The sequence below is a fragment of the Salegentibacter agarivorans genome (assembly GCF_900113135.1).
Classification (GTDB): domain Bacteria; phylum Bacteroidota; class Bacteroidia; order Flavobacteriales; family Flavobacteriaceae; genus Salegentibacter; species Salegentibacter agarivorans.
Genome location: NZ_FOOH01000010.1, coordinates 1 through 23639 on the forward strand (window position 1 = coordinate 1; position 23639 = coordinate 23639).

Annotated in this window: 24 protein-coding genes; 12 read left to right on the forward strand and 12 right to left on the reverse strand. The window is 37.1% G+C overall.

The genetic code is table 11. The features are described 5' to 3' along the window. A partial coding sequence (locus BM084_RS08790) for a transposase (RefSeq protein ID WP_143083636.1) occupies positions 1-212 on the forward strand: 212 nt, incomplete at its 5' end. 175 nt (positions 213-387) lie between these two features. Here the strand turns inward: BM084_RS08790 and BM084_RS08795 are convergent. The 4 genes from BM084_RS08795 to BM084_RS08810 all read right to left on the reverse strand — a co-directional run bounded on the left by BM084_RS08795 (position 388) and on the right by BM084_RS08810 (position 3339). Then, complete coding sequence (locus BM084_RS08795; RefSeq protein ID WP_075327864.1) at positions 388-918, reverse strand: ferritin; 531 nt, start codon at positions 916-918, stop codon at positions 388-390. A 165-nt stretch (positions 919-1083) separates the two neighbouring features. Next, positions 1084-1398, reverse strand: coding sequence for a hypothetical protein (locus BM084_RS08800; protein WP_075325113.1), 315 nt, complete (start codon positions 1396-1398; stop codon positions 1084-1086). A gap of 45 nt (positions 1399-1443) precedes the next feature. Further along, positions 1444-1914: an Lrp/AsnC ligand binding domain-containing protein gene (locus BM084_RS08805; RefSeq protein WP_075325112.1), complete on the reverse strand. Its 471-nt coding sequence runs from the start codon at positions 1912-1914 to the stop codon at positions 1444-1446. Positions 1915-1965: 51 nt separating this feature from the next. Then, positions 1966-3339 (reverse strand): saccharopine dehydrogenase family protein, encoded by a 1374-nt coding sequence (locus BM084_RS08810; RefSeq protein ID WP_093304359.1) that lies wholly within the window; start codon positions 3337-3339, stop codon positions 1966-1968. Between the two features lie 68 nt (positions 3340-3407). Here BM084_RS08810 and BM084_RS08815 point away from each other — a divergent pair, with 68 nt between their 5' ends. Together BM084_RS08815 and pckA are read left to right on the forward strand one after the other, a co-directional pair. Next, complete coding sequence (locus tag BM084_RS08815; protein ID WP_075325110.1) at positions 3408-3797, forward strand: DUF423 domain-containing protein; 390 nt, start codon at positions 3408-3410, stop codon at positions 3795-3797. A 75-nt stretch (positions 3798-3872) separates the two neighbouring features. Further along, a complete protein-coding gene (gene pckA / locus BM084_RS08820) occupies positions 3873-5474 on the forward strand; it encodes a phosphoenolpyruvate carboxykinase (ATP) (RefSeq protein ID WP_093304362.1) in 1602 nt (533 codons plus the stop codon). A 128-nt stretch (positions 5475-5602) separates the two neighbouring features. On the opposite strand, the gene BM084_RS08825 is transcribed toward pckA, so the two are convergent. Together BM084_RS08825 and BM084_RS08830 are read right to left on the reverse strand one after the other, a co-directional pair. Next, the gene (locus tag BM084_RS08825; RefSeq protein WP_075325108.1) at positions 5603-6349 is read right to left on the reverse strand and encodes a uroporphyrinogen-III synthase; all 747 of its coding nucleotides are present in this window, start codon (positions 6347-6349) and stop codon (positions 5603-5605) included. Between the two features lie 28 nt (positions 6350-6377). Then, on the reverse strand, positions 6378-7037 hold the full coding sequence (locus tag BM084_RS08830; RefSeq protein ID WP_317040658.1) for a DUF4271 domain-containing protein: 660 nt from the start codon (positions 7035-7037) through the stop codon (positions 6378-6380). A 104-nt stretch (positions 7038-7141) separates the two neighbouring features. Between BM084_RS08830 and BM084_RS08835 the strand changes: the two genes are divergently transcribed. The 3 genes from BM084_RS08835 to BM084_RS08845 are packed head-to-tail and all read left to right on the forward strand — an operon-like array spanning position 7142 to position 9745. Continuing rightward, a complete protein-coding gene (locus tag BM084_RS08835) occupies positions 7142-7876 on the forward strand; it encodes a polyprenol monophosphomannose synthase (protein ID WP_075325106.1) in 735 nt (244 codons plus the stop codon). Continuing rightward, a complete protein-coding gene (locus BM084_RS08840) occupies positions 7873-9216 on the forward strand; it encodes a dihydroorotase (RefSeq protein ID WP_075325105.1) in 1344 nt (447 codons plus the stop codon). Before BM084_RS08835 ends, BM084_RS08840 begins: the two co-directional genes overlap by 4 nt. Position 9217: 1 nt before the next feature. Then, positions 9218-9745 (forward strand): DUF4296 domain-containing protein, encoded by a 528-nt coding sequence (locus tag BM084_RS08845; protein ID WP_075325104.1) that lies wholly within the window; start codon positions 9218-9220, stop codon positions 9743-9745. Here BM084_RS08845 and BM084_RS08850 read toward each other — a convergent pair. Continuing rightward, positions 9742-10755 carry an NAD-dependent epimerase/dehydratase family protein gene (locus BM084_RS08850; protein ID WP_075325103.1) on the reverse strand — a complete coding sequence of 338 codons (1014 nt, stop codon included), beginning with the start codon at positions 10753-10755 and terminating at the stop codon, positions 9742-9744. The genes BM084_RS08845 and BM084_RS08850 overlap by 4 nt on opposite strands. A gap of 175 nt (positions 10756-10930) precedes the next feature. On the opposite strand from BM084_RS08850, the gene tyrS reads away from it, so the two are divergent. Further along, positions 10931-12226 carry a tyrosine--tRNA ligase gene (gene tyrS / locus BM084_RS08855; protein WP_075325102.1) on the forward strand — a complete coding sequence of 432 codons (1296 nt, stop codon included), beginning with the start codon at positions 10931-10933 and terminating at the stop codon, positions 12224-12226. A 239-nt stretch (positions 12227-12465) separates the two neighbouring features. Here tyrS and BM084_RS08860 read toward each other — a convergent pair whose 3' ends face one another. From BM084_RS08860 to BM084_RS08875, 4 genes are all read right to left on the reverse strand, one after another. Beyond that, positions 12466-13443: a LuxE/PaaK family acyltransferase gene (locus tag BM084_RS08860; RefSeq protein WP_075325101.1), complete on the reverse strand. Its 978-nt coding sequence runs from the start codon at positions 13441-13443 to the stop codon at positions 12466-12468. A gap of 60 nt (positions 13444-13503) precedes the next feature. Beyond that, the gene (locus BM084_RS08865) at positions 13504-13848 is read right to left on the reverse strand and encodes a T9SS type A sorting domain-containing protein (RefSeq protein ID WP_075325100.1); all 345 of its coding nucleotides are present in this window, start codon (positions 13846-13848) and stop codon (positions 13504-13506) included. Positions 13849-14003: 155 nt separating this feature from the next. Next, positions 14004-15974 (reverse strand): hypothetical protein, encoded by a 1971-nt coding sequence (locus BM084_RS08870; RefSeq protein WP_093304367.1) that lies wholly within the window; start codon positions 15972-15974, stop codon positions 14004-14006. A gap of 41 nt (positions 15975-16015) precedes the next feature. Continuing rightward, a complete protein-coding gene (locus tag BM084_RS08875; protein WP_093304372.1) occupies positions 16016-18814 on the reverse strand; it encodes a TonB-dependent receptor in 2799 nt (932 codons plus the stop codon). Between the two features lie 176 nt (positions 18815-18990). Between BM084_RS08875 and BM084_RS08880 the strand changes: the two genes are divergently transcribed. Both BM084_RS08880 and BM084_RS08885 read left to right on the forward strand, forming a co-directional pair. Then, positions 18991-19674: a response regulator transcription factor gene (locus BM084_RS08880; protein ID WP_075325097.1), complete on the forward strand. Its 684-nt coding sequence runs from the start codon at positions 18991-18993 to the stop codon at positions 19672-19674. Then, positions 19674-20744, forward strand: coding sequence for a sensor histidine kinase (locus tag BM084_RS08885; RefSeq protein WP_075325096.1), 1071 nt, complete (start codon positions 19674-19676; stop codon positions 20742-20744). Before BM084_RS08880 ends, BM084_RS08885 begins: the two co-directional genes overlap by 1 nt. Here BM084_RS08885 and BM084_RS08890 read toward each other — a convergent pair. After that, the gene (locus BM084_RS08890; protein WP_093304376.1) at positions 20691-21749 is read right to left on the reverse strand and encodes a glycosyltransferase; all 1059 of its coding nucleotides are present in this window, start codon (positions 21747-21749) and stop codon (positions 20691-20693) included. The genes BM084_RS08885 and BM084_RS08890 overlap by 54 nt on opposite strands. A gap of 68 nt (positions 21750-21817) precedes the next feature. Here BM084_RS08890 and trmB point away from each other — a divergent pair, with 68 nt between their 5' ends. From trmB to BM084_RS08905, 3 genes are read left to right on the forward strand one after another with little or no spacing between them, the layout of a single operon-like run. After that, positions 21818-22492, forward strand: coding sequence for a tRNA (guanosine(46)-N7)-methyltransferase TrmB (gene trmB, locus BM084_RS08895; RefSeq protein WP_075325094.1), 675 nt, complete (start codon positions 21818-21820; stop codon positions 22490-22492). Positions 22493-22498: 6 nt separating this feature from the next. Continuing rightward, a complete protein-coding gene (locus BM084_RS08900; RefSeq protein WP_079735149.1) occupies positions 22499-23122 on the forward strand; it encodes a LysE family translocator in 624 nt (207 codons plus the stop codon). A 2-nt stretch (positions 23123-23124) separates the two neighbouring features. Further along, entirely contained in the window at positions 23125-23454 is a 330-nt protein-coding gene (locus tag BM084_RS08905) for an MGMT family protein (RefSeq protein ID WP_093304378.1), read from the forward strand. The last annotated feature ends 185 nt before the right edge of the window (positions 23455-23639 follow it).

The window sequence follows — 23639 nt, forward strand, 5'->3', positions numbered from 1 at the left end:
TCCGTCTCAAGGAAAAAGCCAGGAACCTACTATTAAGTGAAGCGGGAATAGCACATCGTAAACGTCGGTGCTGGGATGTGGAAGCCGTCTTTGGGAATATCAAGCAAAATATGGGCTTCAAGCGATTTATGCTTCGGGGAATGGAGAAAGTAACTACTGAAATAGGGTTAATTGCTATGGCGCACAACTTAAGAAAATTCAGTATAGCATAGCAAGGGGGCGCTGCTTTGCCTTTTTTTATCATTAAGAATATCTACAAAAGAAGAAGCACTTCTCTCACAAAAACTTTTATCAATAAAAAAGGCCATCTAAATACTTTTTAGACGGCCTCTTTTAATTTAATGATCTGAAATAAATTCAGAATGATGCATATTTTCTTATAAAAATCTATTCTGCACGTTTGTCTCTAATTTGCGGGATGCGCTCATCTAATAATTTAAGACCCAGGCCTTCGGTGCCCATAAGATCAAATAACTCTAGCGCACGGCGCATTGTTTGCTCTTCTTCCATTTGCTCTGCTATAAACCACTGTAGAAAATACTCGGTAGTATAATCGTTTAATTTTCGGCATTTACCTACAATATTGTGAATTGCTTTGGTAATAGCAATTTCCTGGTCTAAAGCAGTTTCAAAGATTTCTTCCAAAGATTTAAAATCGTGATTTACACCACTAACTTCTGGAGAATACGCGGTACCACCATTATCGTTAATAAATCTAAAGATCTTCATCATATGCTCTCTTTCTTCTGCAGCTTGCTCGTAAAAGAAATCGGCACTATAAGAAAGGGCATTGTGATCGCACCAGGAAGCCATAGCTAAATAAGCTGATGATGAATGTGCTTCTTTTTCAATTTGTTTATTTAAAAGATCCATGACATCTACATGGATACTTAAATTTTGTCTTACTAAATCTTTCATTTTCTTTGTATTTTTAATGCTATTTACTTCACCAGATTTGTGCTTAACCATTTTTTTGCGACCAGCATTGTGCCGGTTTATTAGTCATTTTCTATAAAATTAGCCAAATAGGCGGTAAGAACCTAATTAGGAATAGAATTTAGAAATAGTCTAAAGTGAAATAGATTAAACTGAATTGGTAAGCAGGGAATTAAGTTCAAGCATAGCAAAAGAACCGGTAATAAATTCTTTAAGATCTATACATTCTAAAGTATTAAAAACAAAGAAGTGTTGCCTATTGCATAGCATAAGCATTTCCAAACCGTGCGGGTTTTGCCCATTAAAATGAGAATCCAGGTCAATTTCTTTAACTTGCTGTCTAAACGCTAAAAACTGGCAAAAACCAAGCTGAATGGTTTTATGCGGAAATTCAATAAAAAAGCATCGCTGCTTATCACATTGATAAGAAGTAAAGAATTGAGACTGGTGTAATACTTTCATACTGCAGCCAAAATTAATTCTTATTTAGAATAAATCCAAAGAATATTAAATTTTGATTTGCCTTTTTATTTGTTGATTTAACGAAATAAAGGTTTCGGTTCTTGAAACCCCTTCTATAGCCTGAATATCTTTGTTGAGTACATTCATTAAATGCTCGTTATCTCTACATAATATTTTGATGAAAATAGACCAATTCCCGGTGGTGTAATGGCATTCAATTACTTCAGGAATTCGGCTTAGCTGTTTTACAGCCTGCGGGTTACTAACTGCTTTATCTAAGTAAACCCCTACAAAGGCCATAGTTTTATAGCCCAACTTGCGGGGGTTTATCATAAGTTTAGAGCCTTCAATTAAACCTGCTTTTTCCAATTTGCGTAAACGCTGGTGAACTGCTGCACCGGTAATCCCGATATTCCTGGCGATTTCTAAAATAGATTTTTTGGCATCTTCCATTAAGAAATTCAGGATGGTTTTATCTATACCATCTATAACAACAGTCTCGTTTACAACTTTCATTTGGGAGGTTTATTGGTTAAAGAGCTAAAGTAGCAAATTGAATTCAAAAATTTAATTTCCTACTTCTCCAAAAGGGTTATAACCCAAATATTCGGTCTCTTTTTCTTTAAAAACAATATCGTGTTTCTCTAATTCTTTTAGAATGGGTTCATAAACTTCTTTTTTAATAGGAAGCTGAACGCCGGGTGTGGTTATTTCGCCCTTTAAGATTTTTAAAGTAGCTATGGCTACAGGAAGCCCCACGGTTTTTGCCATTGCAGTTTCAGTTTGGTCTTTCCCAATGTGCACCATAGTTGAATCTATCTGTTTTTTCTTGCCTTTTAATTCGTAACCAAATTTATGGTACATTACAATCATATCCTTATCGTCTGGGGCCAGGCTCCATTTATCCATTAAGATTTTCTGTAGGGCTTGGGCAGGCGTAGCTTCTTTAATTCCAATTTTTTTGTCTTTATTGAATAAATCCAGGTCCAACAGTTTTTCCCACATAAGATCGTCCTGATCTATTTTTAAATTATGCCGAAGTTTAAGTTCTACAGTATCTGTAGGGGAATAAGGGAGAAAGGAATTCACAAAATCACGATAGCTCATATTTTCTGAATCTTTCATTTTAAAACTATCATCGGTCATTCCAAGTTGCACAAACATATTCCACGCACGGCTGAAGCCAACCCGCCTAATGGTACCGCGGTAAAGTGTAAGTACATCTTCCAGGCCATAAATGCTCATATAGTCTAGCGAATTTCTATTGGCATAACCTTCAAATTTGCCGTAACCTTCAATGTGGAGGAACTCGGTTCTTCTAAATAAACGGTGATAAGGAATGTATTTATATTTTCCTTCCTGTATAAACTCGGCCACGCCGCCCTGCCCGGCAACCACTACATTTCTTGGGTTCCAGGTAAATTTATAATTCCAGAGATTGGTGTCGCTTTCAGGAGCTACAAGGCCGCCTGTAAAAGATTCAAATAAAAGTATTTTTCCGCCTTTATCACCAATACGATCTATAACCTGCATTGCACTCATATGATCAATACCGGGATCTACCCCAATTTCATTCATAAATATGAGTCCGTTTTCCTTTACTTCTTCATCTAAAGCTTTCATTTCTTTGCTTATGTAAGAGGCGGTCACCATATTCTTTTTGAACTTTACGCAAGCTTTGGCAACTTCTATATGAAATCTCGCCGGCAGCATGGAAATCACGATATCGGCACTTTTAACTGCATTCTCCCTGCTTTCAGCATTAAAAACATCTAAATGAAAAGCTTCGCAATGCTTTTTATTCTTGCAGGCTTTTTTAGCATTCTCAAGATCAATATCTCCAATTCTTAAAAAGAGATCTTCGGTCCCGGCTTTGGACAAAAGATGGTCGATTAGGACAGAAGTAGATTTTCCTGCCCCGATTATTAAAATGTTGTTCATAAAATAAATTAGTTTTGTGTAGTGGTTTACGAATGTATTAAATCTTTAACTCATAAAAAATAACCTAAATGAATAGGAAATTTTTAATAACCGGGGCGATTTTTGGACTTTTAGCAGTAATAATTGGTGCTTTTGGTGCACATGGTTTAAAACCATTATTAGATATCGCCGCAAGGGAATCTTTTGAAACCGGGGTTAAATATCAAATGTATCATGGTTTGTTACTTCTTTTTATTGGAGGTTTTAAAATGCCCTCATTTCGTTTTCAAAAACCAATCTTTTATCTGCTCCTATTTGGCGTAATTTGCTTTTCTGGATCTATATATTTACTCGCCACCAATAATTTAACAACTATAGATTTTACGGCAATTGCATTAGTGACCCCGCTGGGAGGTACGCTATTAATAGCCGCGTGGATTTTTTTACTGGTGGAATTCATAAAATTTAAGTCTAAATAATTTAAGAAAGTTTAGCAGTTTATGTGTATAAGATTTATAATTTTGTACCCATAACAAACCACACACTTTAAATTTATGCTTGCACACACCCAAACTACGAAAACGATTTCGTTAGAAAACTACGGGATCAGAAATGCAACGGTACACTACCAGTTATCTCCTGAAGAACTTCATTACGATACTTTAGAACATGGTCTTGGTACCGAAACAAATTCGGGCGCCCTGGCTATTAACACGGGAGCTTATACCGGGAGATCGCCAAAAGATCGTTTTATTGTAAAAGATGAAATTACCCGCGACAAAGTTTGGTGGGGAGATATCAATATTCCTTTTGATGCTGCCAAATTCGACAAACTTTATGATAAGGTTGCCAATTACCTTTCTGATAAGGAAATTTACGCTCGCGATGCCTATGCCTGCGCCGAAGAAAAATACCGCTTAAATATTAGGGTGGTAAATGAGTATCCCTGGTCTAATATGTTTGCCTATAATATGTTTTTAAGGCCGGAAGAAAAGGAACTCGAAAGCTTTAAGGAAGAATGGCTAATTCTTAACGCTCCCGGTTTTAAGGCAAATCCTGAAGTAGATGGAACGCGCCAGGAGAATTTTGCTATTCTTAATTTCAGAAAAAAAATTGCTTTAATTGGTGGAACCGGCTACACAGGGGAGATTAAAAAAGGAATATTTTCAGCCTTAAATTTTATACTTCCGGTAGATAAAAATACGCTTCCAATGCATTGCTCTGCTAATGTTGGTGAAGATGGTGATACCGCCATATTTTTTGGACTTTCGGGAACGGGAAAAACCACTTTATCTGCAGATCCTGACAGAAAACTAATTGGTGATGATGAACACGGTTGGACCAAAGAAAATACAATTTTTAATTTTGAAGGGGGCTGCTACGCTAAGGTGATAAACCTTACCGAAGAAAATGAACCAGATATTTACCGAGCCATCAAGCCGGGAGCTATTTTGGAAAATGTAATCTTGGACGAGGACGGGAATGTAGATTTTTCTGATACCAGCATAACTCAAAATACAAGAGTTAGTTATCCTATTCATCATATAGATAATATTCAGGTGCCATCGGTAGGTGAAAATCCCAAGAATATATTCTTTTTAACCGCCGATGCTTTTGGGGTTTTGCCCCCAATAAGTAAACTTACGCCTGGCCAGGCGGCTTATCATTTTATAAGCGGTTATACGGCAAAAGTTGCGGGTACCGAAGCTGGAATAGATGAACCTGTACCAAGTTTTTCAGCCTGTTTTGGTGCGCCTTTTATGCCTTTGCACCCTACAAAATATGCCGAAATGTTAAGCGCTAAAATGAAAGAAGCCGGAGTAAATGTTTGGTTAATTAATACTGGATGGACCGGTGGGCCATATGGTACCGGAAACCGAATGAAATTAAAATATACCCGGGCTATGATTAGCGCTGCGCTAAATGGCGAATTAAAAGATGCGGAATTTAGTACGCATAATATGTTCGGGCTACAGATGCCATTAAATTGTCCTAACGTGCCTGCAGAAGTTTTAAATCCCAGAAATACCTGGAAAGATACTGCAGCTTATGATAAAAAAGCAGGAGAACTGGCAAATTCCTTTAAAAAGAACTTTGAAAAGTTTGAAGCATATGCTAATGATGAAATTATGGCCGGCGGGCCAACTTCATCCTAGCATTGTTTTTAATTAGTTAATTGATTCAAAAAAATCCGGTGTAAAGTGCACCGGATTTTTTATTTAAAAAAATATAAATGGAAGGTAATCTTAACTCACTAGAGTGAGGTTTAAAATTCTTCTATATGTTATTTCTTATTTGCTTCTGCAATATATTTTTGCAACGCCATGGTCATAGATGGGGTATCTGGAGTTGGCGCTTTTATATTAACGGTTAGCCCGTGTTCTTTTGCGGCCTTTATGGTTGTATTTCCAAATACTGCAATTTTTGTTTCTTTCTGCTCAAAGTCTGGGAAATTTTCAAATAAAGATTTGATTCCGCTTGGGCTAAAAAATACCAGGATATCATAGGTTACATCGCGTAGGTTAGAAAGGTCACTTACCACGGTTTTGTAAAATGTAGCTTGTTTCCATTCTACGCCCAGTTTGTTTAGCGTTTTTGGAACATCTGGCTTCAGCATATCTGAAGATGGAAGTAAAAACTTCTCGTTCTTATATTTCTTAATAAGCGGAGAAAGATCGGCAAAAGTTCTTTTCCCAACATAAATTTTCCGCTTGCGGTAAACCACATATTTTTGTAAATAATAAGCTACAGCTTCACTCAAACAAAAGTATTTTAGGGTGTCTGGCACCTTAAAACGCAATTCTTCGGCAATTCTAAAAAAATGATCAACAGCATTACGGCTGGTAAGAATAATTGCAGAATATTTGGTAAGATCTACTTTTTGCTGGCGTACTTCTTTAGAAGAGACACCTTCTACGTGAATAAAAGGGATGAAATCAATTTTTACTTTTTGTTTTTCCTCAAGCTCAAAATAAGGAGAGTTCTCTACTTTAGGTTCGGGCTGGGAAACTAAAATTGTTTTCACTTTCATATATCAATACTTTTATTTGGTCCTTTGTTTAAATTGTAATTAGCTTGTACAAAATAATATAGGGGGCAATTTCGAGAGCGCAAAGGTACAAAATAAAATAAAACCAATTGCCAGTAATCAGGTTTTGATTTTCCCGGTAAATCAATAACAGGCTAAAAAAATTGCTTAGGACTAAAATACCCAATAAAGTATATAGGGCAAAAGCGGTAGGAGTAAAGGTATAGACGAATATTAAGCTAGGAATTAATAATATAAGTCCTATAAAATTGCGGTAGCTTATTTTTTGATAGAGATAAGAGTCTATTTGCGGGTCTAAATTAAAAACGTTGCCCACTATTTTTTCCAGCCCAAATTTTAATAGAACAAAACTACCATAAGCAGTAGCAATACGTATAAAAACAAAAGCCGGGTTTAAAGTTGTATCCTTCCAAAAGAAACTGAAAAACAGATAGAAAAGCAGGGAAAAAGAGATGAGGTGAACAAAGAAAAGCAAAATGTTAAAAGGATGAAAAGCTTTGTTCTTCTTTCCTCTAAACATCATAAATTTGTTAGAGGAAAGCAGTGAAAGAAAATCCTCAAAACGTTGTGGATATGCTGTTCTTACAATAGCCAGTAATAGAAACGCACCCATTAGCGTGAGGGTGATCCAGTCTAGTGAAACAATATGTCTTTCTATGGCTTCCAGGATTAAAACTTTTTTTGCAAATGTATAATTATTTTGAGGTTAAAACTTGAAGGTGATGCCGGGAAACGAAGATTTAAAATGCATACATTTGTGCAAAAATTGATAAGATGGTAAAGGGGATAGTCATTATACCCACCTTTAATGAAATTGAAAACATTGAGCGACTGGTTAGAAACGTGTTTTCTCAACCTACACAATTTCATATTTTGGTGGTAGATGATAATTCTCCCGATGGCACTGCAACCCTGGTAAGAACCCTGCAAGCCGAATTTCATGATAGTCTTTTTCTTGAAGAAAGAGTAGGGAAATTAGGTTTGGGAACGGCTTACATTCACGGTTTTAAATGGGCGCTGCAAAGGGATTACGAGTATGTTTTTGAGATGGATGCCGATTTTTCTCATAATCCTAACGATCTTATAAGATTATACAATACCTGCAAAAGGAATAATGCCGATGTTGCCATAGGTTCCCGATATAAAACCGGGGTAAATGTAATTAACTGGCCTATGAGCAGGGTTTTATTATCCTGGCTGGCATCTAAATATGTAAGATTTATTACCGGAATGGATATTCACGATACCACCGCCGGTTTTGTTTGTTATAAAAGAAAAGTGCTGGAGACAATAGATTTGGATAGCATACAATTTGTTGGCTATGCCTTCCAGATAGAAATGAAGTTTAAAGCATATTTGCTGAACTATAATTTAGAAGAAGTTCCCGTAATCTTTACAGATAGAACACGAGGAACTTCAAAAATGAGTGGCTCCATAATTTCTGAAGCCATTTTTGGGGTAATAATAATGAAGATTAAAAGTCTTTTTAAGCAGATTAAATTGAAATGAAGAAAGTCTTAATCAAGAACGCGAAGATTGTAAACGAGGGTAAAATTAAAGAAGCCGATGTTTTTATTGAAGGTGGAATAATTGTGGAAATTGCCGAAAGCATTAGCGCCAAATCCCCAGATGTACAAATCTTTGATGCCGAAGGAACCCATTTGTTGCCTGGTGTAATAGACGATCAGGTGCATTTTAGGGAGCCGGGGCTTACCCATAAAGAAAACATAGAAATGGGATCTCGCGCGGCTGTGGCTGGCGGAATTACTTCATTTATAGAAATGCCCAACACGCTTCCGCAAACTACCACCATAGAAGAATTAGAAAAGAAGTTTGAATTGGCTGCAGCAAAATCTTATGCCAATTATTCTTTTATGTTTGGCGGTACTAACGATAACCTGGAAGAAATTCTAAAAGTAGATCCTAAAACCACAGCAGCTTTAAAACTGTTTTTAGGTTCTTCTACCGGAAATATGCTGGTAGACGACGAAAAAACATTAGAGCAAATTTTCTCAAAATCTCCATTGTTAATCGCTGTGCATTGTGAAGACGAAGAAACCATTAAAAAGAATCTTGAGGAATGTATAGATCGCTATGGCGATGATATTCCAATTGAATTGCATCCACAAATTAGGAGCGAAGAGGCTTGCTATAAGTCTTCATCCAAAGCGGTAGCTTTGGCCAAAAAAACCGGGGCGAGATTACACGTTTTTCACGTTTCTACAGCAAAGGAGCTAAGTTTATTCAGCAATAAAAAGAAACTTAAAGACAAAAAAATTACGGCCGAGGTTTGTATACATCACCTGTGGTTCAATGATTCTGATTATAAGAAAAAAGGAACTTTGATTAAATGGAATCCTGCGGTTAAAACTAAAAAGGATCAGGAGGCTTTAATGAAAGCTTTAAACGATGATCTTTTGGATGTGGTAGCTACAGACCATGCTCCGCATACTAAAGAAGAAAAGAAAAATGTATATACCAAGGCACCCAGTGGTGGCCCGTTGGTACAACATTCGCTTGCTGCAATGTTACAGTTCTACCATCAGGAGAAAATTTCTTTAGAAAAGATTGTAGAAAAAATGTGTCATAATCCGGCTATTTTGTTTGAGATAAAAGATCGCGGATTTATTAGAGAGGGTTACAAAGCCGATTTGGTGCTGGTAGATCTAAATGCGCCGTGGGCTGTACAGCCAGATAATATTCAGTATAAATGTGGCTGGTCTCCTTTTGAGGGGGTAACTTTTAAATCTAGGGTTACACATACTTTTGTGAACGGTAATTTGGTGTATAAGAATTTTAAACATCAGCCTTTTGCGAATGTGGCAGAGCGTTTGCAGTTTGACAGATAATATGTGTAAAAAATTCTTCTTCCTGTTTTTTATAGGTGCGGCATTTGCTGCCTGCCAGAATATTGATGAATCTGAAAGGCCAGAAAATCTTATTCCTGAAGATAAAATGATAGATATAATTGCCGAAGTTTCCATAATGCAATCGGCCAGGAATTTTAATAAGCGTATGTTCGAAAATACCGGGATTAGAGGCCAGGAATATATCTTCGAGAAATACGATATAGATAGCGTTCAGTTTAAGCGTAGCAACGATTATTATGCCGATAACTTTGAAATTTATCAGCGCATCTACGATAGTGTAAAGAATCGTTTTGAAAAATTAAAAATTGAGCTAGATACACTGCAAAAGCAAGAACAACGAATTAAAGATTCTATTGCAAAAATAAGACGTGATTCACTGGGAGTGGAAAAAGATTCTTTAAACCCTGATAAGGAAATTGAAGAAATTTCTGATTCCTTAGTTAAAAAAAAAGATTCGCTTAGCATGAGCGTTATAGACAGTTTGCCTCCACCAAGATCGCGAGACTAAGATTTGTCCTGTTTGTAGAATTTAGCTGTTTCTGCAATTACATTTTTTATTGGGGTGAATTCAAAACCCAGGCTTTCTTTAATTTTTTTGGTTGAATATTTTGAATGTTGGAAAAGGGTTCTTACCGTATTTTTGGTAATTTGTCTTTTTGCGCCAAAAAATCCCCCAATTTTCTGAAAAAACCAACCTACCCAAAGCATCCATTTTTTGAGCGCTTTTTTAGGTGCAGTTCTATTCAATTCAATTGCAGTTTGCTCAAAAACAGATTTAAAACTTATATTTTTAGAAACCAGGATATAAGCTTCATTTTTTATTTCAGCTTCCATTAGCTGTTGCATTACATTTACTACATCTTTTACCCCCACAAAACCGGCTATTTTGGGAAAATGATAGTTCATTCCTTTATCAATTTTAGAAAAAATTTGACCCGTGCCTTCTTTCCAAAAGCCTGGTCCTATAATAATTCCGGGTTTTACTATTACCGTTGGTACGCCTTCTTGCGAGCCTCTCCAGGTTTCGATTTCGGCACCGTATTTAGAAATTGCATAATCGCTATGGTCTTCTTCGGGGTTCCACATAGCGCGCTCGTTAATCTCTTTGTTGTTTAAACTTCTGCCAAGTGCAGCAACACTGCTAACATAGCACAGTTTTTCAATTTTAAAAGCAACACAAAGGTTTACGATGTTTGCAGTGCCTTCAATATTTATTTTTCGCAGCTTTTTATCATCTGCGGGATCAAAGGAAACAAGCGCAGCACAGTGGTAAACGTATTTTATATTTTCAAACGCTTTATTTAGTTGAGGTACGTTGGTGATATCTGCTTCAAACCATTCAATTTGTTGGAATAAGCTTTTGGCTTCTTCAGTAGAAGTATAATAGTTGAAAACGTGCTCAACCGCTGCGAGGTCGCTATTTTTTCGGTGAAGAGCCCTAACTTTTTTTCCGGCTTTTAATAAATTCAGCAATAAATGTGAACCTACAAGTCCGGTGCCGCCTGTAACTAAAATCATGTGGTAAATATACCAAAACCACTTAGGAAAAATAAGAGTTTATGGTATCTTTACTCGATAGTTGAGATTTAATCTCCAAAATTTTCCAAAAAATCTAAATATTATTTCGTAAAACGGGTTCGGTGACTTGCTCCGAGCTTATTTACTATTATTTTTGAGCAAAATTATTTGAATTATGAATAAGAACTTTGTAGAAGAACTTACCTGGAGAGGTATGGTGCATGATGTCATGCCTGGAACCGAAGACCATTTAAAAGAAGGAATGCGTGCTGCTTATGTGGGCATAGACCCAACGGCCGATTCCCTGCATATAGGCCATCTTGTGAGCGTGATGATGCTTAGACATTTTCAGCTTTGCGGGCATAAACCTTTTGCTTTAGTGGGTGGTGCTACAGGAATGATTGGTGATCCATCAGGGAAATCTGCAGAACGAAATTTGCTTGACGAAAAAACCTTACGGCACAACCAGCAGGCTATAAAAAACCAGCTTTCTAAATTTCTTGAATTTGGAAAAGAAGAGGAAAATGCTGCCGAAATGGTAAATAATTACGACTGGATGAAAAATTTCAGTTTTCTGGAATTTATTCGTGATGTGGGGAAGCATATTACGGTAAATTATATGATGGCCAAAGATTCGGTTAAAAAGCGCTTATCTTCTGATGCTGCCGAGGGAATGTCTTTTACCGAATTTACTTACCAGTTGGTTCAGGGTTACGATTTTCTGCATTTATTCAGGGAAAAAGATTGTACGCTGCAAATGGGCGGTAGCGACCAGTGGGGAAATATCACGACCGGTACCGAGATGATTCGCCGTATTGGAAATGGAAAAGGCTACGCTTTAACCTGCCCGCTAATTACAAAGGCTGATGGGACTAAATTTGGGAAAACCGAAGGCGGAAATGTTTGGTTAGATCCAAACCGTACTTCTCCTTATAAATTCTACCAATATTGGTTAAACACCAGTGATGTTGATGCTGAAAAATATATCAAGATCTTTACATTGTTAAGTAAAGCCGAAATAGATAAAATTGTTGACGAGCATAAAGAAGCGCCTCATAAACGTGTGCTTCAGAAAACTTTAGCCGAAGAAATTACGGTAATGGTTCATTCTCGAGAAGATTTTGAGAACGCGGTAAAAGCTTCTGAAGTCCTTTTTGGAAAAAGTACCGCAGCCGATTTAAAATCTTTAAATGAAGCTACATTTTTAGATGTATTTGAAGGCGTACCACAAGCTGAAGTAGCTAAAGCCGAAATAGAAGAAGGCCTGGATATGATCGCGGCTTTATCGGCAAAAACTAATTTTCTGCAATCAAATGGTGAAGCCAGAAGGGCTCTTAAAGAAAATTCAGTTTCTGTAAATAAGGAGAAAGTAAAGGAAGATTATACCATCACTCCGCAAGACCTTATTAATGATAAATATGTAATTATTAATAAAGGAAAGAAGAATACCTATATTATAAGGGCAATTTAAGCTGCTGGTTGGTTTAATAAAATACAAAGCCCCACAAACAGGACGTTTATGGGGCTTGCAACTAACTAACCAATCTAATATGAAAAAATTTCACTTAGCCTGTAAGACTTATTTTAATCATAATTCATCTTACATTTAATAAGACGAGAAAACTGCTTAAAATTTACATGCTTTAATAAACTTTAACTATAAAGCACTGATCTTTAAGTTTTTATTGGCGAATGTTGATAGCAGAAAGCTTATAGAATTAGAAGGTTGCATCCCCGAATATCACTATTATCAAATCTTCCAAGAATTTCAGTTTGATCTTTCTGGATTTTTCTGCCTAAATCCTGGGTAGCAATAAATGAACAAGAGTTAAAATTAGCCAGGTCTATTACATTGATTCCGCCTGTTTTATGCGCTGGGAGATAGCTTAGCGCATCTTCGGCATCACGAATAAGAATCTTCATCCAGGGTGGAGTATCAAAAATTCCGTCTCCCTTTGAATAGGCTTGCGAAAGTAACTCGGTCATTCCGTATTCACTATGAATCTTTTCTACTCCAAAACCTTGAGAAAGAATTTGATGCAGTTCTGCTCTAATCATTTCTTTACGCCGGCCTTTCATCCCACCGGTTTCCATAATAGTAGTGTTCTTTAAGTTGAAATCGTAATTTTCAACTAAATCGAGTAGGGCGAAAGATACGCCTAGAAGAAGAATATTTTTTCCGCTTTTGTCTAGTGCTGAAAGTTTCTTTTGAAGGTTCTCAAGTTCGTCCAGGTAAAATCCGCTTTCAGGATATTTGCTTCGTTCTATAAGGCTATCGGCCATATAGATTAGCGAAGAGCCCCGGCGTTCTAAATAAGAAGGTAAAAGCGCTAAAACTACCATTTCTTCGGGTTTCCCGTAGAAAAGTTCAAAAGCTTTTAAAAAACTTTGCTCGTAAACCTTTAAATTGGTTACGTAATGTTTACTGGTGGTTAAACCGGTAGTGCCGCTACTGGTGAAAATTATTTCTTCTAAGGCTAAACCAGAAATTACCTTTTTCTTTTTGAAAAATTCTATAGGTAGAAATGGAATCTGTTCAAGAGCTTGAACATTTTTGGGATTCCGATTTAATAACTCGCAAAACTCCCGGTAAACCTTAGTATGCTGATATTGATAAGAAAATACTTCAAGAGTAATTTCATTAAAATCTTTCTGATTAGAAATATTAAAAATTCTTTCAGATAACATTCTCGTGGTTAAATTTAGAGAGGCGAAGTTAAGAATTCTAGGAAATGCGTGAAGTTTGCATTATCGCACCACTAATTTTCTGGTGGCAGAGGCTTCTTCTTCCTTGATTTTTAGAATATAAATTCCTGCACTAAGTGAAGAAACGTCAAGTTCTTTTCCTCTTAATTTGGTGCGTTGTACAGGTTTACCCAAAACATTGTAAATCTGGATTTCCTTTTCTTTATTTTGGGAAGTACTAATATAAACTTTCCCGTTAGTAACCGGGTTAGGGTATATAGATAGGCCCTCTATGGGAATTTCGGTTTTATTCCCCGAGCTGGTAGTATCCTGCGCATTCACTGCATTTGGCGCAGAGAATGTGAGGAAAATAGCTAATATGAAAGTATAGAAGTAGTATTGCTTCATTCTTTAATATCGAGGTTTATACAAAACTACAATAAAATTTCAAAAACGATGCCAGAATTATTGTGTATTTAATCATAATGTTATATTAAAAAAGGCTGCCCTTATCGGCAGCCTTTTCTTTGGCTAATACATAATTATTTAATAATGAGAATGCACTATTCTACCCAGCTAAACATTGCTACATCTACCGTAGCATCGGTTTCGTAAGTATCTTCCAGGGTAGCAGTTTCTCCTTCAGTCTGAATTCCAGAAAGATCTGTTCTGGTTTCTTCAGCAATATCAATAGCAGTTTCGTACCCAGAAAGTGAAAGTCCTGTGATTGTAGCGCCAGATTGTGCCTTAAATTGTAAAGCTACTCCACCGGTTTCTGAAACCGCAGTGAAGTTTTCAACTGTAGGGTTTCCATTTACACCGTCAGCTTCAATCGCAGTAGAAAAGTTTTCTATGGTATGGTAAACATAAGTGTTTGTTACGGCACCATTCCAACCTTCTGTCCAGTCTACAGCATCATCTTCGTTATTTTCCAAATAAAGGTTAGTTGCAGAAACCGATCCTCCAAAGAATTCAACTCCGTCGTCAGAACCATTTAAGATAGCAATGTTTTCGATATTGGTTTCAGAACCAACTGCGTAAAGGGAAAGCCCGTTGTATTGGGATTCTGAATTTATTTGCGCTCCCGCATCTGCAAGTATAAGATACTCGATAGAACCTGAATTGTCTTCAGGATCGTCACCACCGTAGATAATACCGCCAACTTCTGCAGTTGCATCAATACCGGCTGTAGTTTCTGCATTACCTGCAATTACAAGTCCGCCCCAGCTTCCAGGTGCCCCAGAAGTAGAAGACATAACTACAGGTTTTTCTTCAGTTCCCTGGATGTCTATCATTGCTCCCTTTTGAACAACTAGATAAATGCTAGTTCCATCGTCATTATCATCACTTCTTGCAGTAATTTTAGTTCCTGCAGGAATAGTTAAGGTCGCACCTTCCTCTACTGAAACCACACCGTTAATGATGTATTCTGAATTTCCATCTAATGAGAAATCTTCATCTATAGTTCCGGGTAGAACAGAAACTCTACCACGGTTGTCTACCCAATCAAACATCGCGGGGTCTACGGTTTGAGCTTCAGAATAATCCAAATCCAATTCTGCGGTAGCACCGTTTAACTGTATTCCGGAAAGGTCGGTTCTTGTTTCTTCAGCGATATCTAAAGCGGTATCGTATCCAGAAAGTGATAGACCAGTAATAGTTGCCCCCGATTGTGCTTTAAATTGTAAGGCAACACCACCGGTAGAAGAAACTGCGGTGAAGTTCTCGATAGTAGGATTTCCATCTACACCATCTGCCTCAATTGCAGTAGAGAAGTTTTCAATACTGTGTAGTACGTAAGTATTTGTAATGGTACCGTTCCATCCCTCTGTCCAGTCTACAGCATCATCTTCGTTATTTTCTAAATAAAGATTAGTAGCAGTAACTGAACCTCCAAAGAATTCAATTCCATCATCAGAACCATTTAAGATCGCAATATTTTCTATAGTTGTTTCAGATCCTACTGCGTAAAGAGAGATCCCGTTGTATTGTGATTCTGAATTAATTTGCGCACCGGCATCAGAAAGTACAAGGTATTCTATTGAACCCGAATTGTCTTCAGAATTGCTTCCACCATAGATAATACCCCCAACTTCTGCAGTAGCATCAACACCAGCAGTGCTTTCAGCATCACCGGCAATTACGAGTCCGCCCCAGCTTCCTCGTTCACCGTTAGAAGACCTCATAACTACCGGAGCCGAAGATGTACCCTGAATGTCTATCATCCCTCCTTTTTGTACTACGATATACACTCCTGTCGCGTCTTCATCTGTATCAGCAACAATCTCGGTTCCAGCGGGAATTGTTAATGTCGCTCCCGATTCTACTGAGTAAACACCGGTAAGATTGTAAATTTCACTCGCGTCTAACACGCGGTCATCTTCAAGGTTGCCGTTAAGTTCTGTGCCTTCAGGGGTTGGGGTTGGATCGTCGCCATCCAGTCTTTCAAAATCATCGTCAGAGCTACACCCTGAAATTGCCAGCCCTAGAGCAAGGGCCAAGGTTGGTAAAAACCGGTTTTTAAAATTTTTCATAATTTAAGTTTTAATAAAAATAGAATGGTTAATATTTATGGTTAAAATGAATAGTTGATTCCTAAGCTCAAAATTGCCCCTCTTGTATAGGACCTTACGGTTTGGGTGGTTTCTATACCCGTAGAGCTGGGTCTAATATCCTGCACTCTTTCTATTTCAGGATTTAGAAGGTTTTGCCCACGTAACTGGAAATCCCAGTGATCACCAAGACTTTTACTTACTATAAGGTCTAATGTTACAAAGCCTTTTTCTATAATCTCGTCGTTATAAAATACATCTCCTTCGTTTTGGGCTTCTGGTGCTCCAAGCGCATAAATTTTATCTGAAGCATAATTTCCGACTATAGAAGCTCTAAATGGATCGTCTGATTCTGTAGAGAAATTAAGTGAGCCATTAAAGATCCAGTCTGAGGCGCCCTGCAAACCTATTTCACTTTTATTATTGTATCTGAAAGTTCTAATGAAGCTTTCACCATCAAAAACCTCTCTAAGGTCTTGTTGGTGCCACATTCTTGAAGCATTGAACGCGATTTCTAGGTCTAAACCTTCGGGACTTTCGTTATCGATTAGCTCCAGCCTCGTTTCAAGTTCCAAACCGTAAATGTTTGCTTCTTCCCCAGCATTGAAATAAGAGAATACACCCGCTGCACCTCTATCCTGTACTTTGTTGATAGGATCTTCAATATTTTTATAGAATCCGGTTAAAGAAATTAACTGACCTGATGTTGGGAAAAATTCATATTTTAGGTCGAAGTTCAGGTTATTGGAGGCTGCCAAATCTGGATTACCACGGGTAACTTGCCCGGTTTGAGAAACATATTCAAAAGGTGCAATTTCTTTAAATTCCGGAAGGGTAATGGTTTTGCTGGCTGATAACCTAATGTTGGAATTCTCGGTTGGTGAATATTTAAAATTCAAACTAGGATAAACATTGTTGTAAGATTGATTGGAAAACTGTGGCCGGTTTGCGGGATAGTTATTTACCCTGAAATCTACATTAAGTTCGTCTTTTTGGAATCTGGCACCAAGGTTAAGGTTCCAGTTGTTTTTACCATAGTTAAAGCTTACAAATCCACCATAAGACTGTAATTCGGCCTGGTAAAAATCGGGCGTAAGCTCGTTAATTTTAAGGTTTCCACTTCTAAAATTATCTATGGTAAAAACGCTGGAAAGATTATCTAATGAGGTTGGGTTATAGGTATTGGTAGGCCGCTCTATAACTCCGTAAAATCGCGAAACAAAATCTCTTTGTTTGTTACGGTAATTTCCGCCAAAGTCTACGAATATGCTTTTGGTTTCTGCATCATCTTCCGGTTTGCTAAAAGTAATTTTATCTTCTACAAAAGCATTAATTTCATTATCCTCAATCTTTTGGGACGACTTTCTTTGCTGATAACCACCCATTCTTCCCAACTGAATAAAATTTTCGCCGTCGTAATTTACTTCGTTTCTAATACGGTTTGGTTCATCGGCATTAACAAGATTATATCCTACGCCCCAATTCAATTCATTTTTTTCTGAAAAATTATGGATTCCGTGGAATTGATTTATCCATAACCTTGTTTGTTTGATATTCTGATCGCGTACAAACTGGTTCAATCCCTCCGCAGGGCCGGTTTCTTCAAACACAACTCCTTCACCATTTCTGCCGCTTTCGTAAACTTCATCGGTAAGTTTATTTATAAAGAGGCTGGTTGCTTTTATTTCGTGATTATCAGAAACTTCATAGATAGCATTCAGCATCCCGGTAGTATTATCGGTTTGAGTGAAATTCTCTACATCGGTAAAATAATCGTAACGGTTGTTGTTTCTGTATTCGGTAAACTCCCCTTCACGATATTCAAATTTACTGGATTGAGACGCTGTTAAAAGTACTTTTAGATCTTCGCCAAATTTCTTTCCGGCGGTTAAAGCATACCTTCTGTTTACAGGGGCATTTGCAGTTTGAGGGTCCCAGGGCTGGTTGTATAAAGTATATTGAATGGGAATATTTTGCTGATGAAATCCGAAATAAGCGTTGTCCTGATTCGGACTAACCTTAAAGTCTGAAAATTGTCCTACTGCATTGGTATTTACCCCAACTCTAATTCCAAAATCAAGTTCCTTGCTTCCTGCAAGTTCGCGTGATTCTATATTTATATTCCCGGAAGCCTGGTCGGCCGAGTAAGAAGGTGAATACGTCTTGCTTATTCCCACACTCTTAATAACACGGGTTGGAAAAAGACCCAGATCTATGTTTTTACGCTCCACATCGTCTGATGGAATAGGCAAACCGTTTAGTGTAGAATATAGATAACGATCTCCCAATCCCCTCACAAAAATATCTCCCGAAGCTTCACTACTGGTAACCCCAGATATCTTTGTGGTGGCAGTGCCGGCATCAGTAACCCCAATTTTGGCTAATTCCTGGGCACCAATACTTTCCTTAATTTGAATTGCACTTTTTTGTTCTAAAAGTAAAGCAACTTCAGAATCCTGTCTTGAAACCGTAGAAATAACAACTTCGTCTAAAGCTGCTGCACTGGCTCCAAGACCGGTGTTTACTTCGGTAACTTTTCCTGCTACTACTTCAACATTTGGAATTTGCAATGTTTCGTAGCCTATAAAGCTAAATTCTACTGTATAGGTTCCGGGTTCAATATTTTTTAGGGAGTATAGCCCGTCAAAATTTGAAGTGGTTCCTTTGTTTGTTTCTTTAATGATTACATTCGCAAAAGGAAGAGGTTGTCCCTCCACTTCATTGTCAGATAATTTTCCGGCAATACTACCGGTTGTATCATTTTGCGCTTGCATAGCTACACTTAAAATAAGTAAGCTCAGGATAGATAAATACTTCTTCATTACTATGTTTAGTTCTCTGGCGCAAATTAACGGCAGCATTGTAAAGCCTCTGTTAAGCTGAAATTATGTGTTTATGATTATAATGTTAGCTTAAGGTTACCAAAGGAGTAGAGCTTACGTAAGTTCAAATTTATGGTTACTTTTACCTCACATTATACCAAATCAACTAAACCAAAATGAAAAAAAAGGACATTAAAATCTTACTGGTAGACGATGAACCGGATATCCTGGAAATAGTGGGATATAACCTTTCAGCCGAAGGATACCAGGTAATTACTACAGATAATGGCGCTGATGCTGTAAAACTTGCCAAAAAGAAGAAACCGCAGCTTATTATCCTTGATGTAATGATGCCTGAAATGGATGGGATTGAAGCTTGTGCACAAATTAGAAAGCTGCCAGAGCTGGAAGAAACCATTATTACTTTTCTTACCGCACGGGGCGAAGATTATTCTCAAATGGCCGGTTTTGATGCGGGAGCCGATGATTATATTACTAAACCAATTAAACCTAAAGTGCTGGTGAGTAAAGTGAAAGCTTTGCTTAGAAGATTTAAAGATGATACCGCATCTTCTAATGTGGTGAAAATTAAAGATCTTATTATTAATCGCGATGAGTATAAAGTGATTAAAAGCGGCGAAGAAATTATTTTACCAAGAAAAGAATTCGAATTACTTTCTTTATTAGCATCAAAACCGGGGAAAGTTTTTAAAAGGGAAGATATTTTAGATAAGGTTTGGGGTGCCGAAGTTATTGTTGGCGGGCGAACCATAGATGTTCATATTAGAAAACTTAGGGAGAAAATTGGAGACGAATGTTTTAAAACCGTAAAAGGTGTAGGCTACAAGTTTGTTGTTTAATGGCAAAAAAGTTTAAACGCTCATATAAATTCGCAATAAAGACTTCACTTTATATCACACTTGTTTTGAGTGTGGTGTTGGCAGGTTTTGCATATTTTACCAGCGGATTTATTCCCGGGCCCTTTTTTGCTTTTATTTTTATAACCTATTTGGTATGCTTTTTTATAATTCAGTATAGAGTAGAACATTTTATATATAAAAGAATTAAAAAGATCTACGATAATGTTTCCCTTTTAGATTCTACCACTCTAAAACCCAGCCAGGTTACTACAGATATGGCTACGCTTACCCGCGAAGTTGAAAAATTTACCAAAGATAAAAAGCTGGAGATAGATACTCTTAAAGTTCGTGAAGCCTATAGGAAAGAATTTATGGGAAATGTTTCGCATGAGCTTAAAACACCACTTTTTACCGTTCAGGGATATATTCTTACGCTGCTTGATGGCGCAATGAAAGATAAAGCGGTGCGAAAAAAATACCTGCAACGTGCCAGCAAAGGTGTTGAACGCCTTATTTATATAGTGCGCGATTTAGATATGATCACCAAACTGGAGGCCGGGGACCTACATTTAGAAGAGGAAGATTTTAATATTGTGGAACTTGTGCAGGGCTCATTTGATCTTTTGGAAATGAAAGCAGCCAAAAAGAACATCACCCTAACTTTTGATATTGATTACGACGAACCTATTTGGGTAAATGCCGATAGGGATAGAATTCAGCAGGTCCTTACCAATTTAATCGTGAATTCTATTAAATACGGAAAGGAAGATGGTACTACTGAAGTTAGCATAGAAAACCTTATCAAGAATAAAGTGATTGTTCGTGTAACCGATAATGGTGAAGGAATAGAAAAAGAAAATCTACCGCGTGTTTTTGAACGTTTTTATCGTGTAGATAAAAGCGGCTCCAGGAAGGAAGGTGGCTCTGGCTTAGGACTTTCTATCGTAAAGCATATTATTGAAGCGCACGATGAAAAAATTTATGTAGAGAGTGTTTTTGGGGTAGGTAGTGAATTTTCATTCACGCTGGAAAAGAGCAAAAATATCCCCGAAATTACTTCTGAAATTTAGGTTGCTAAAGCCTGAAAAATCTCTTAAATCCTCAAGTTTTGAAATTTCAAATTTCTCTTGTTTGCAAAAAGGAGCTATTCCTAACTTCATAAAACGTTCAGCTAAATATTCCTGTTCGTACTGGCCGGGAGTGGGAATAAAGAATGCTTTTTTCTCCAGTTTAGCCAAATCCATTATACTGGTATAACCAGGCCTGCATATAATAATTTCACTACTTAGAATTACTTCTTCCAGTTCTTTAAAAGTTAGATAGTTTATAATTTCCAGGCTTTTGTTTAAAGAAGTAATACTTTCCCCGCCTATTATCCCTCTTATAAAAACAATTTTTTTATCTGAATTTTGGAAGGTCACAAGTAATTTTTCTTCCAACATTGTTCGCTGAGGTTCTGGACCAGATAAAACTACTGCGAAGTCATATCTTTTTTGTCCTCGGAATTTATTAAATCGGCTCAGTGGACCAATGTATTTTACGTTTTCGGGCATTTCTTTTAAATGCCCCATTATTCCGCTTAAATTTTTACTGCCGGGAGTATCGGGAATCCAGCATTCATCAAATTTTGAAATATATTTTTGATGTAATTTACTGCTTAAATAAGTAGTATTTCCACTTAGCACATTTAACTGGTGTGTGATAAAAACCGAAGTGATTTTTTTATGCCGGCATCCAAATCGGTTATCAGAGATTATTCCGTTTAAATTATATTCATCAACAAATTCTTTTATCGCTTTTTTTTCAAGTCTTATAGCACGTAGAATACCTGGAGTTTCAGTAAATAATTTCCATTTAAAAGAACTCGCAGATTTGCTATAGGAAATATTATAGGAGGGAAGTTCCAGGCATTTAATATCTGGGAATTCTTTCTGTAATAACTGTAACGCCACTCCATCTGAAGCGATAAAAACTTCAAAATTATGATTCAGTAATTCATTGATAATAGAAATAGAACGTGTAGCATGACCAAGCCCCCAGTTTAAAACAGCCACTAAAATTCTTTTCTTCTGCATATATCAAATATAATATTAAGTGCCTGTGCGCTATTTTCTTTAATTTTACCAAAATATTAAATTAAGGCGTGGGAAGTAAGAATAAATTAAGACGATTCAGGGAGAATGAAACATTTGAAAATGTGATACAACCCTCTCGGGAAGAGCTGGAGAAAGATCAATTCAGTTTAAAAGGAAAATGGAATAAAGATTTTTTTAAAAATGATAACCCTATAGTACTGGAATTAGGCTGCGGAAAAGGAGAATATACCATTGGCCTTTCTAAGCAGGATGCTACAAAGAATTTTATAGGAATAGATATAAAAGGCGCCAGGTTTTGGAGAGGTGCAAAAACTGCTATAGAAGAAAATCTGGAAAACGTAGCTTTTTTAAGAGCTCAAATTGAATTAATAGATCGCGTTTTTGCCGAAAATGAAGTAGATGAGATCTGGATCACTTTTCCCGATCCTCAAATTAAATACAAGCGTACCAAGCATCGCTTAACAAATGCTGAATTCCTTCAGAAGTATAATCATATTTTAAAACCTGAAGGTCTGGTGAATCTTAAAACCGACAGCGAATTTATGCACGGTTACACGCTTGGCTTGCTTCACGGTGAAGGTCACGAAATTCTATATGCGCATCACGATATTTATGAAAATGAATATTCGCCCAAAGCGGTTAGGGAAATTCAAACTTTCTACGAAAAACAGTATCTTGACCAGGGAAAACCTATAACTTACATTCAGTTTAGGATAAAATAAGTCTCTTTGGAGGAAACAAAACTTTTTCTAATTACTTATTTCGCGGCCTTGCTTGGGGTGATTCCTCCCGGTTTGGTGAATATGACCGTGGCTAAAACCTGTGTTGAAAAAGGAAAGAAAAATGGGCTTTATGTTGCGTTGGGTGCCACAATTGTAGTAATTATTCAGGCAACAGTGGCCGTGTTACTCGCTAAATATATATTCGGAAATGAATTTGTTCAGAATATTTTATTACGTGCCGGCCTGGTAATATTTATTCTCCTTGCTGTTTACTTTTTTATTCAGGCAAAGAAACGGGGCGGCATAGAACATAAATCCCGCAAAGCAAATTCCAACAGTATTTTTAAAGGAATGCTCGTGGCGGCCCTAAATATTTTTCCCGTTCCGTATTTTGTGGCTATTGCAGGAGCCCTTCATATTGGCGTTGGGGCCACTTACGATTGGTCCCGAATTATAGCCTTTATTCTGGCTGCATCCATGGGAAGTTTTACAACACTATATGTTTACGTACTTTCCTTTATTAGAATTGAAAAACAGGCTGAAGCATTTTCAAAATACTCCAATTATTTTATGACCGCCCTAATGCTTATTTTGGTAATTGTAACACTTTTAAGAATTTATTACTCTTAGGTTTGGAAGAAAAGAACTTTTTTGAAAGGGTTTATGAAGTAGTGAGACAAATTCCAAAAGGGAAAGTGACTTCTTACGGCGCTATAGCAAAAAGCGTAGGTGCCGCAAAAAGTGCAAGAATGGTTGGGTATGCAATGAATTCGGCTAAAGATCTGGACGATGTGCCGGCGCACCGGGTGGTAAATAGAAACGGACTCCTTACCGGCAAAAGTCATTTTGGAGATCATAGCGCGATGCAGCAAATGCTAACTTCTGAAGGGGTTACGGTAAAAGATAATAAAGTTCAGGATTTTAAAAAGCACTTTTGGGATCCTCAGGAAGATTTGAGATAAATTTTTCTTCTGAAGTTTTACTATAATGGGGCTTTATTATTCCATAGATCAATTATGGGTAAATACTTCGTTTTCTTAGCTTTTCCCCCTATATTTGCGTTTAGAATGAATCTATATAAGCTGATGAGATTTTAGATAAAACTCGCTATTTCAGCTTAAAATTGTCCTGATATTTTTGGGATTAT

Bases quoted from the DNA above. Each gene is read 5' to 3' on its own strand.
- BM084_RS08815 (WP_075325110.1), top strand. From the start codon at position 3,408: ATGAATAGGAAATTTTTAATAACCGGGGCGATTTTTGGACTTTTAGCA.
- BM084_RS08850 (WP_075325103.1), bottom strand. From the start codon at position 10,755: ATGATTTTAGTTACAGGCGGCACCGGACTTGTAGGTTCACATTTATTG.
- BM084_RS08800 (WP_075325113.1), bottom strand. From the start codon at position 1,398: ATGAAAGTATTACACCAGTCTCAATTCTTTACTTCTTATCAATGTGAT.
- BM084_RS08870 (WP_093304367.1), bottom strand. From the start codon at position 15,974: ATGAAAAATTTTAAAAACCGGTTTTTACCAACCTTGGCCCTTGCTCTA.
- BM084_RS08840 (WP_075325105.1), top strand. From the start codon at position 7,873: ATGAAGAAAGTCTTAATCAAGAACGCGAAGATTGTAAACGAGGGTAAA.
- BM084_RS08845 (WP_075325104.1), top strand. From the start codon at position 9,218: ATGTGTAAAAAATTCTTCTTCCTGTTTTTTATAGGTGCGGCATTTGCT.
- BM084_RS08825 (WP_075325108.1), bottom strand. From the start codon at position 6,349: ATGAAAGTGAAAACAATTTTAGTTTCCCAGCCCGAACCTAAAGTAGAG.
- BM084_RS08805 (WP_075325112.1), bottom strand. From the start codon at position 1,914: ATGAAAGTTGTAAACGAGACTGTTGTTATAGATGGTATAGATAAAACC.
- BM084_RS08835 (WP_075325106.1), top strand. From the start codon at position 7,142: ATGGTAAAGGGGATAGTCATTATACCCACCTTTAATGAAATTGAAAAC.
- BM084_RS08890 (WP_093304376.1), bottom strand. From the start codon at position 21,749: ATGCAGAAGAAAAGAATTTTAGTGGCTGTTTTAAACTGGGGGCTTGGT.
- BM084_RS08795 (WP_075327864.1), bottom strand. From the start codon at position 918: ATGAAAGATTTAGTAAGACAAAATTTAAGTATCCATGTAGATGTCATG.
- BM084_RS08860 (WP_075325101.1), bottom strand. From the start codon at position 13,443: ATGTTATCTGAAAGAATTTTTAATATTTCTAATCAGAAAGATTTTAAT.
- BM084_RS08880 (WP_075325097.1), top strand. From the start codon at position 18,991: ATGAAAAAAAAGGACATTAAAATCTTACTGGTAGACGATGAACCGGAT.
- tyrS (WP_075325102.1), top strand. From the start codon at position 10,931: ATGAATAAGAACTTTGTAGAAGAACTTACCTGGAGAGGTATGGTGCAT.
- BM084_RS08875 (WP_093304372.1), bottom strand. From the start codon at position 18,814: ATGAAGAAGTATTTATCTATCCTGAGCTTACTTATTTTAAGTGTAGCT.
- pckA (WP_093304362.1), top strand. From the start codon at position 3,873: ATGCTTGCACACACCCAAACTACGAAAACGATTTCGTTAGAAAACTAC.
- BM084_RS08865 (WP_075325100.1), bottom strand. From the start codon at position 13,848: ATGAAGCAATACTACTTCTATACTTTCATATTAGCTATTTTCCTCACA.
- BM084_RS08885 (WP_075325096.1), top strand. From the start codon at position 19,674: ATGGCAAAAAAGTTTAAACGCTCATATAAATTCGCAATAAAGACTTCA.
- BM084_RS08810 (WP_093304359.1), bottom strand. From the start codon at position 3,339: ATGAACAACATTTTAATAATCGGGGCAGGAAAATCTACTTCTGTCCTA.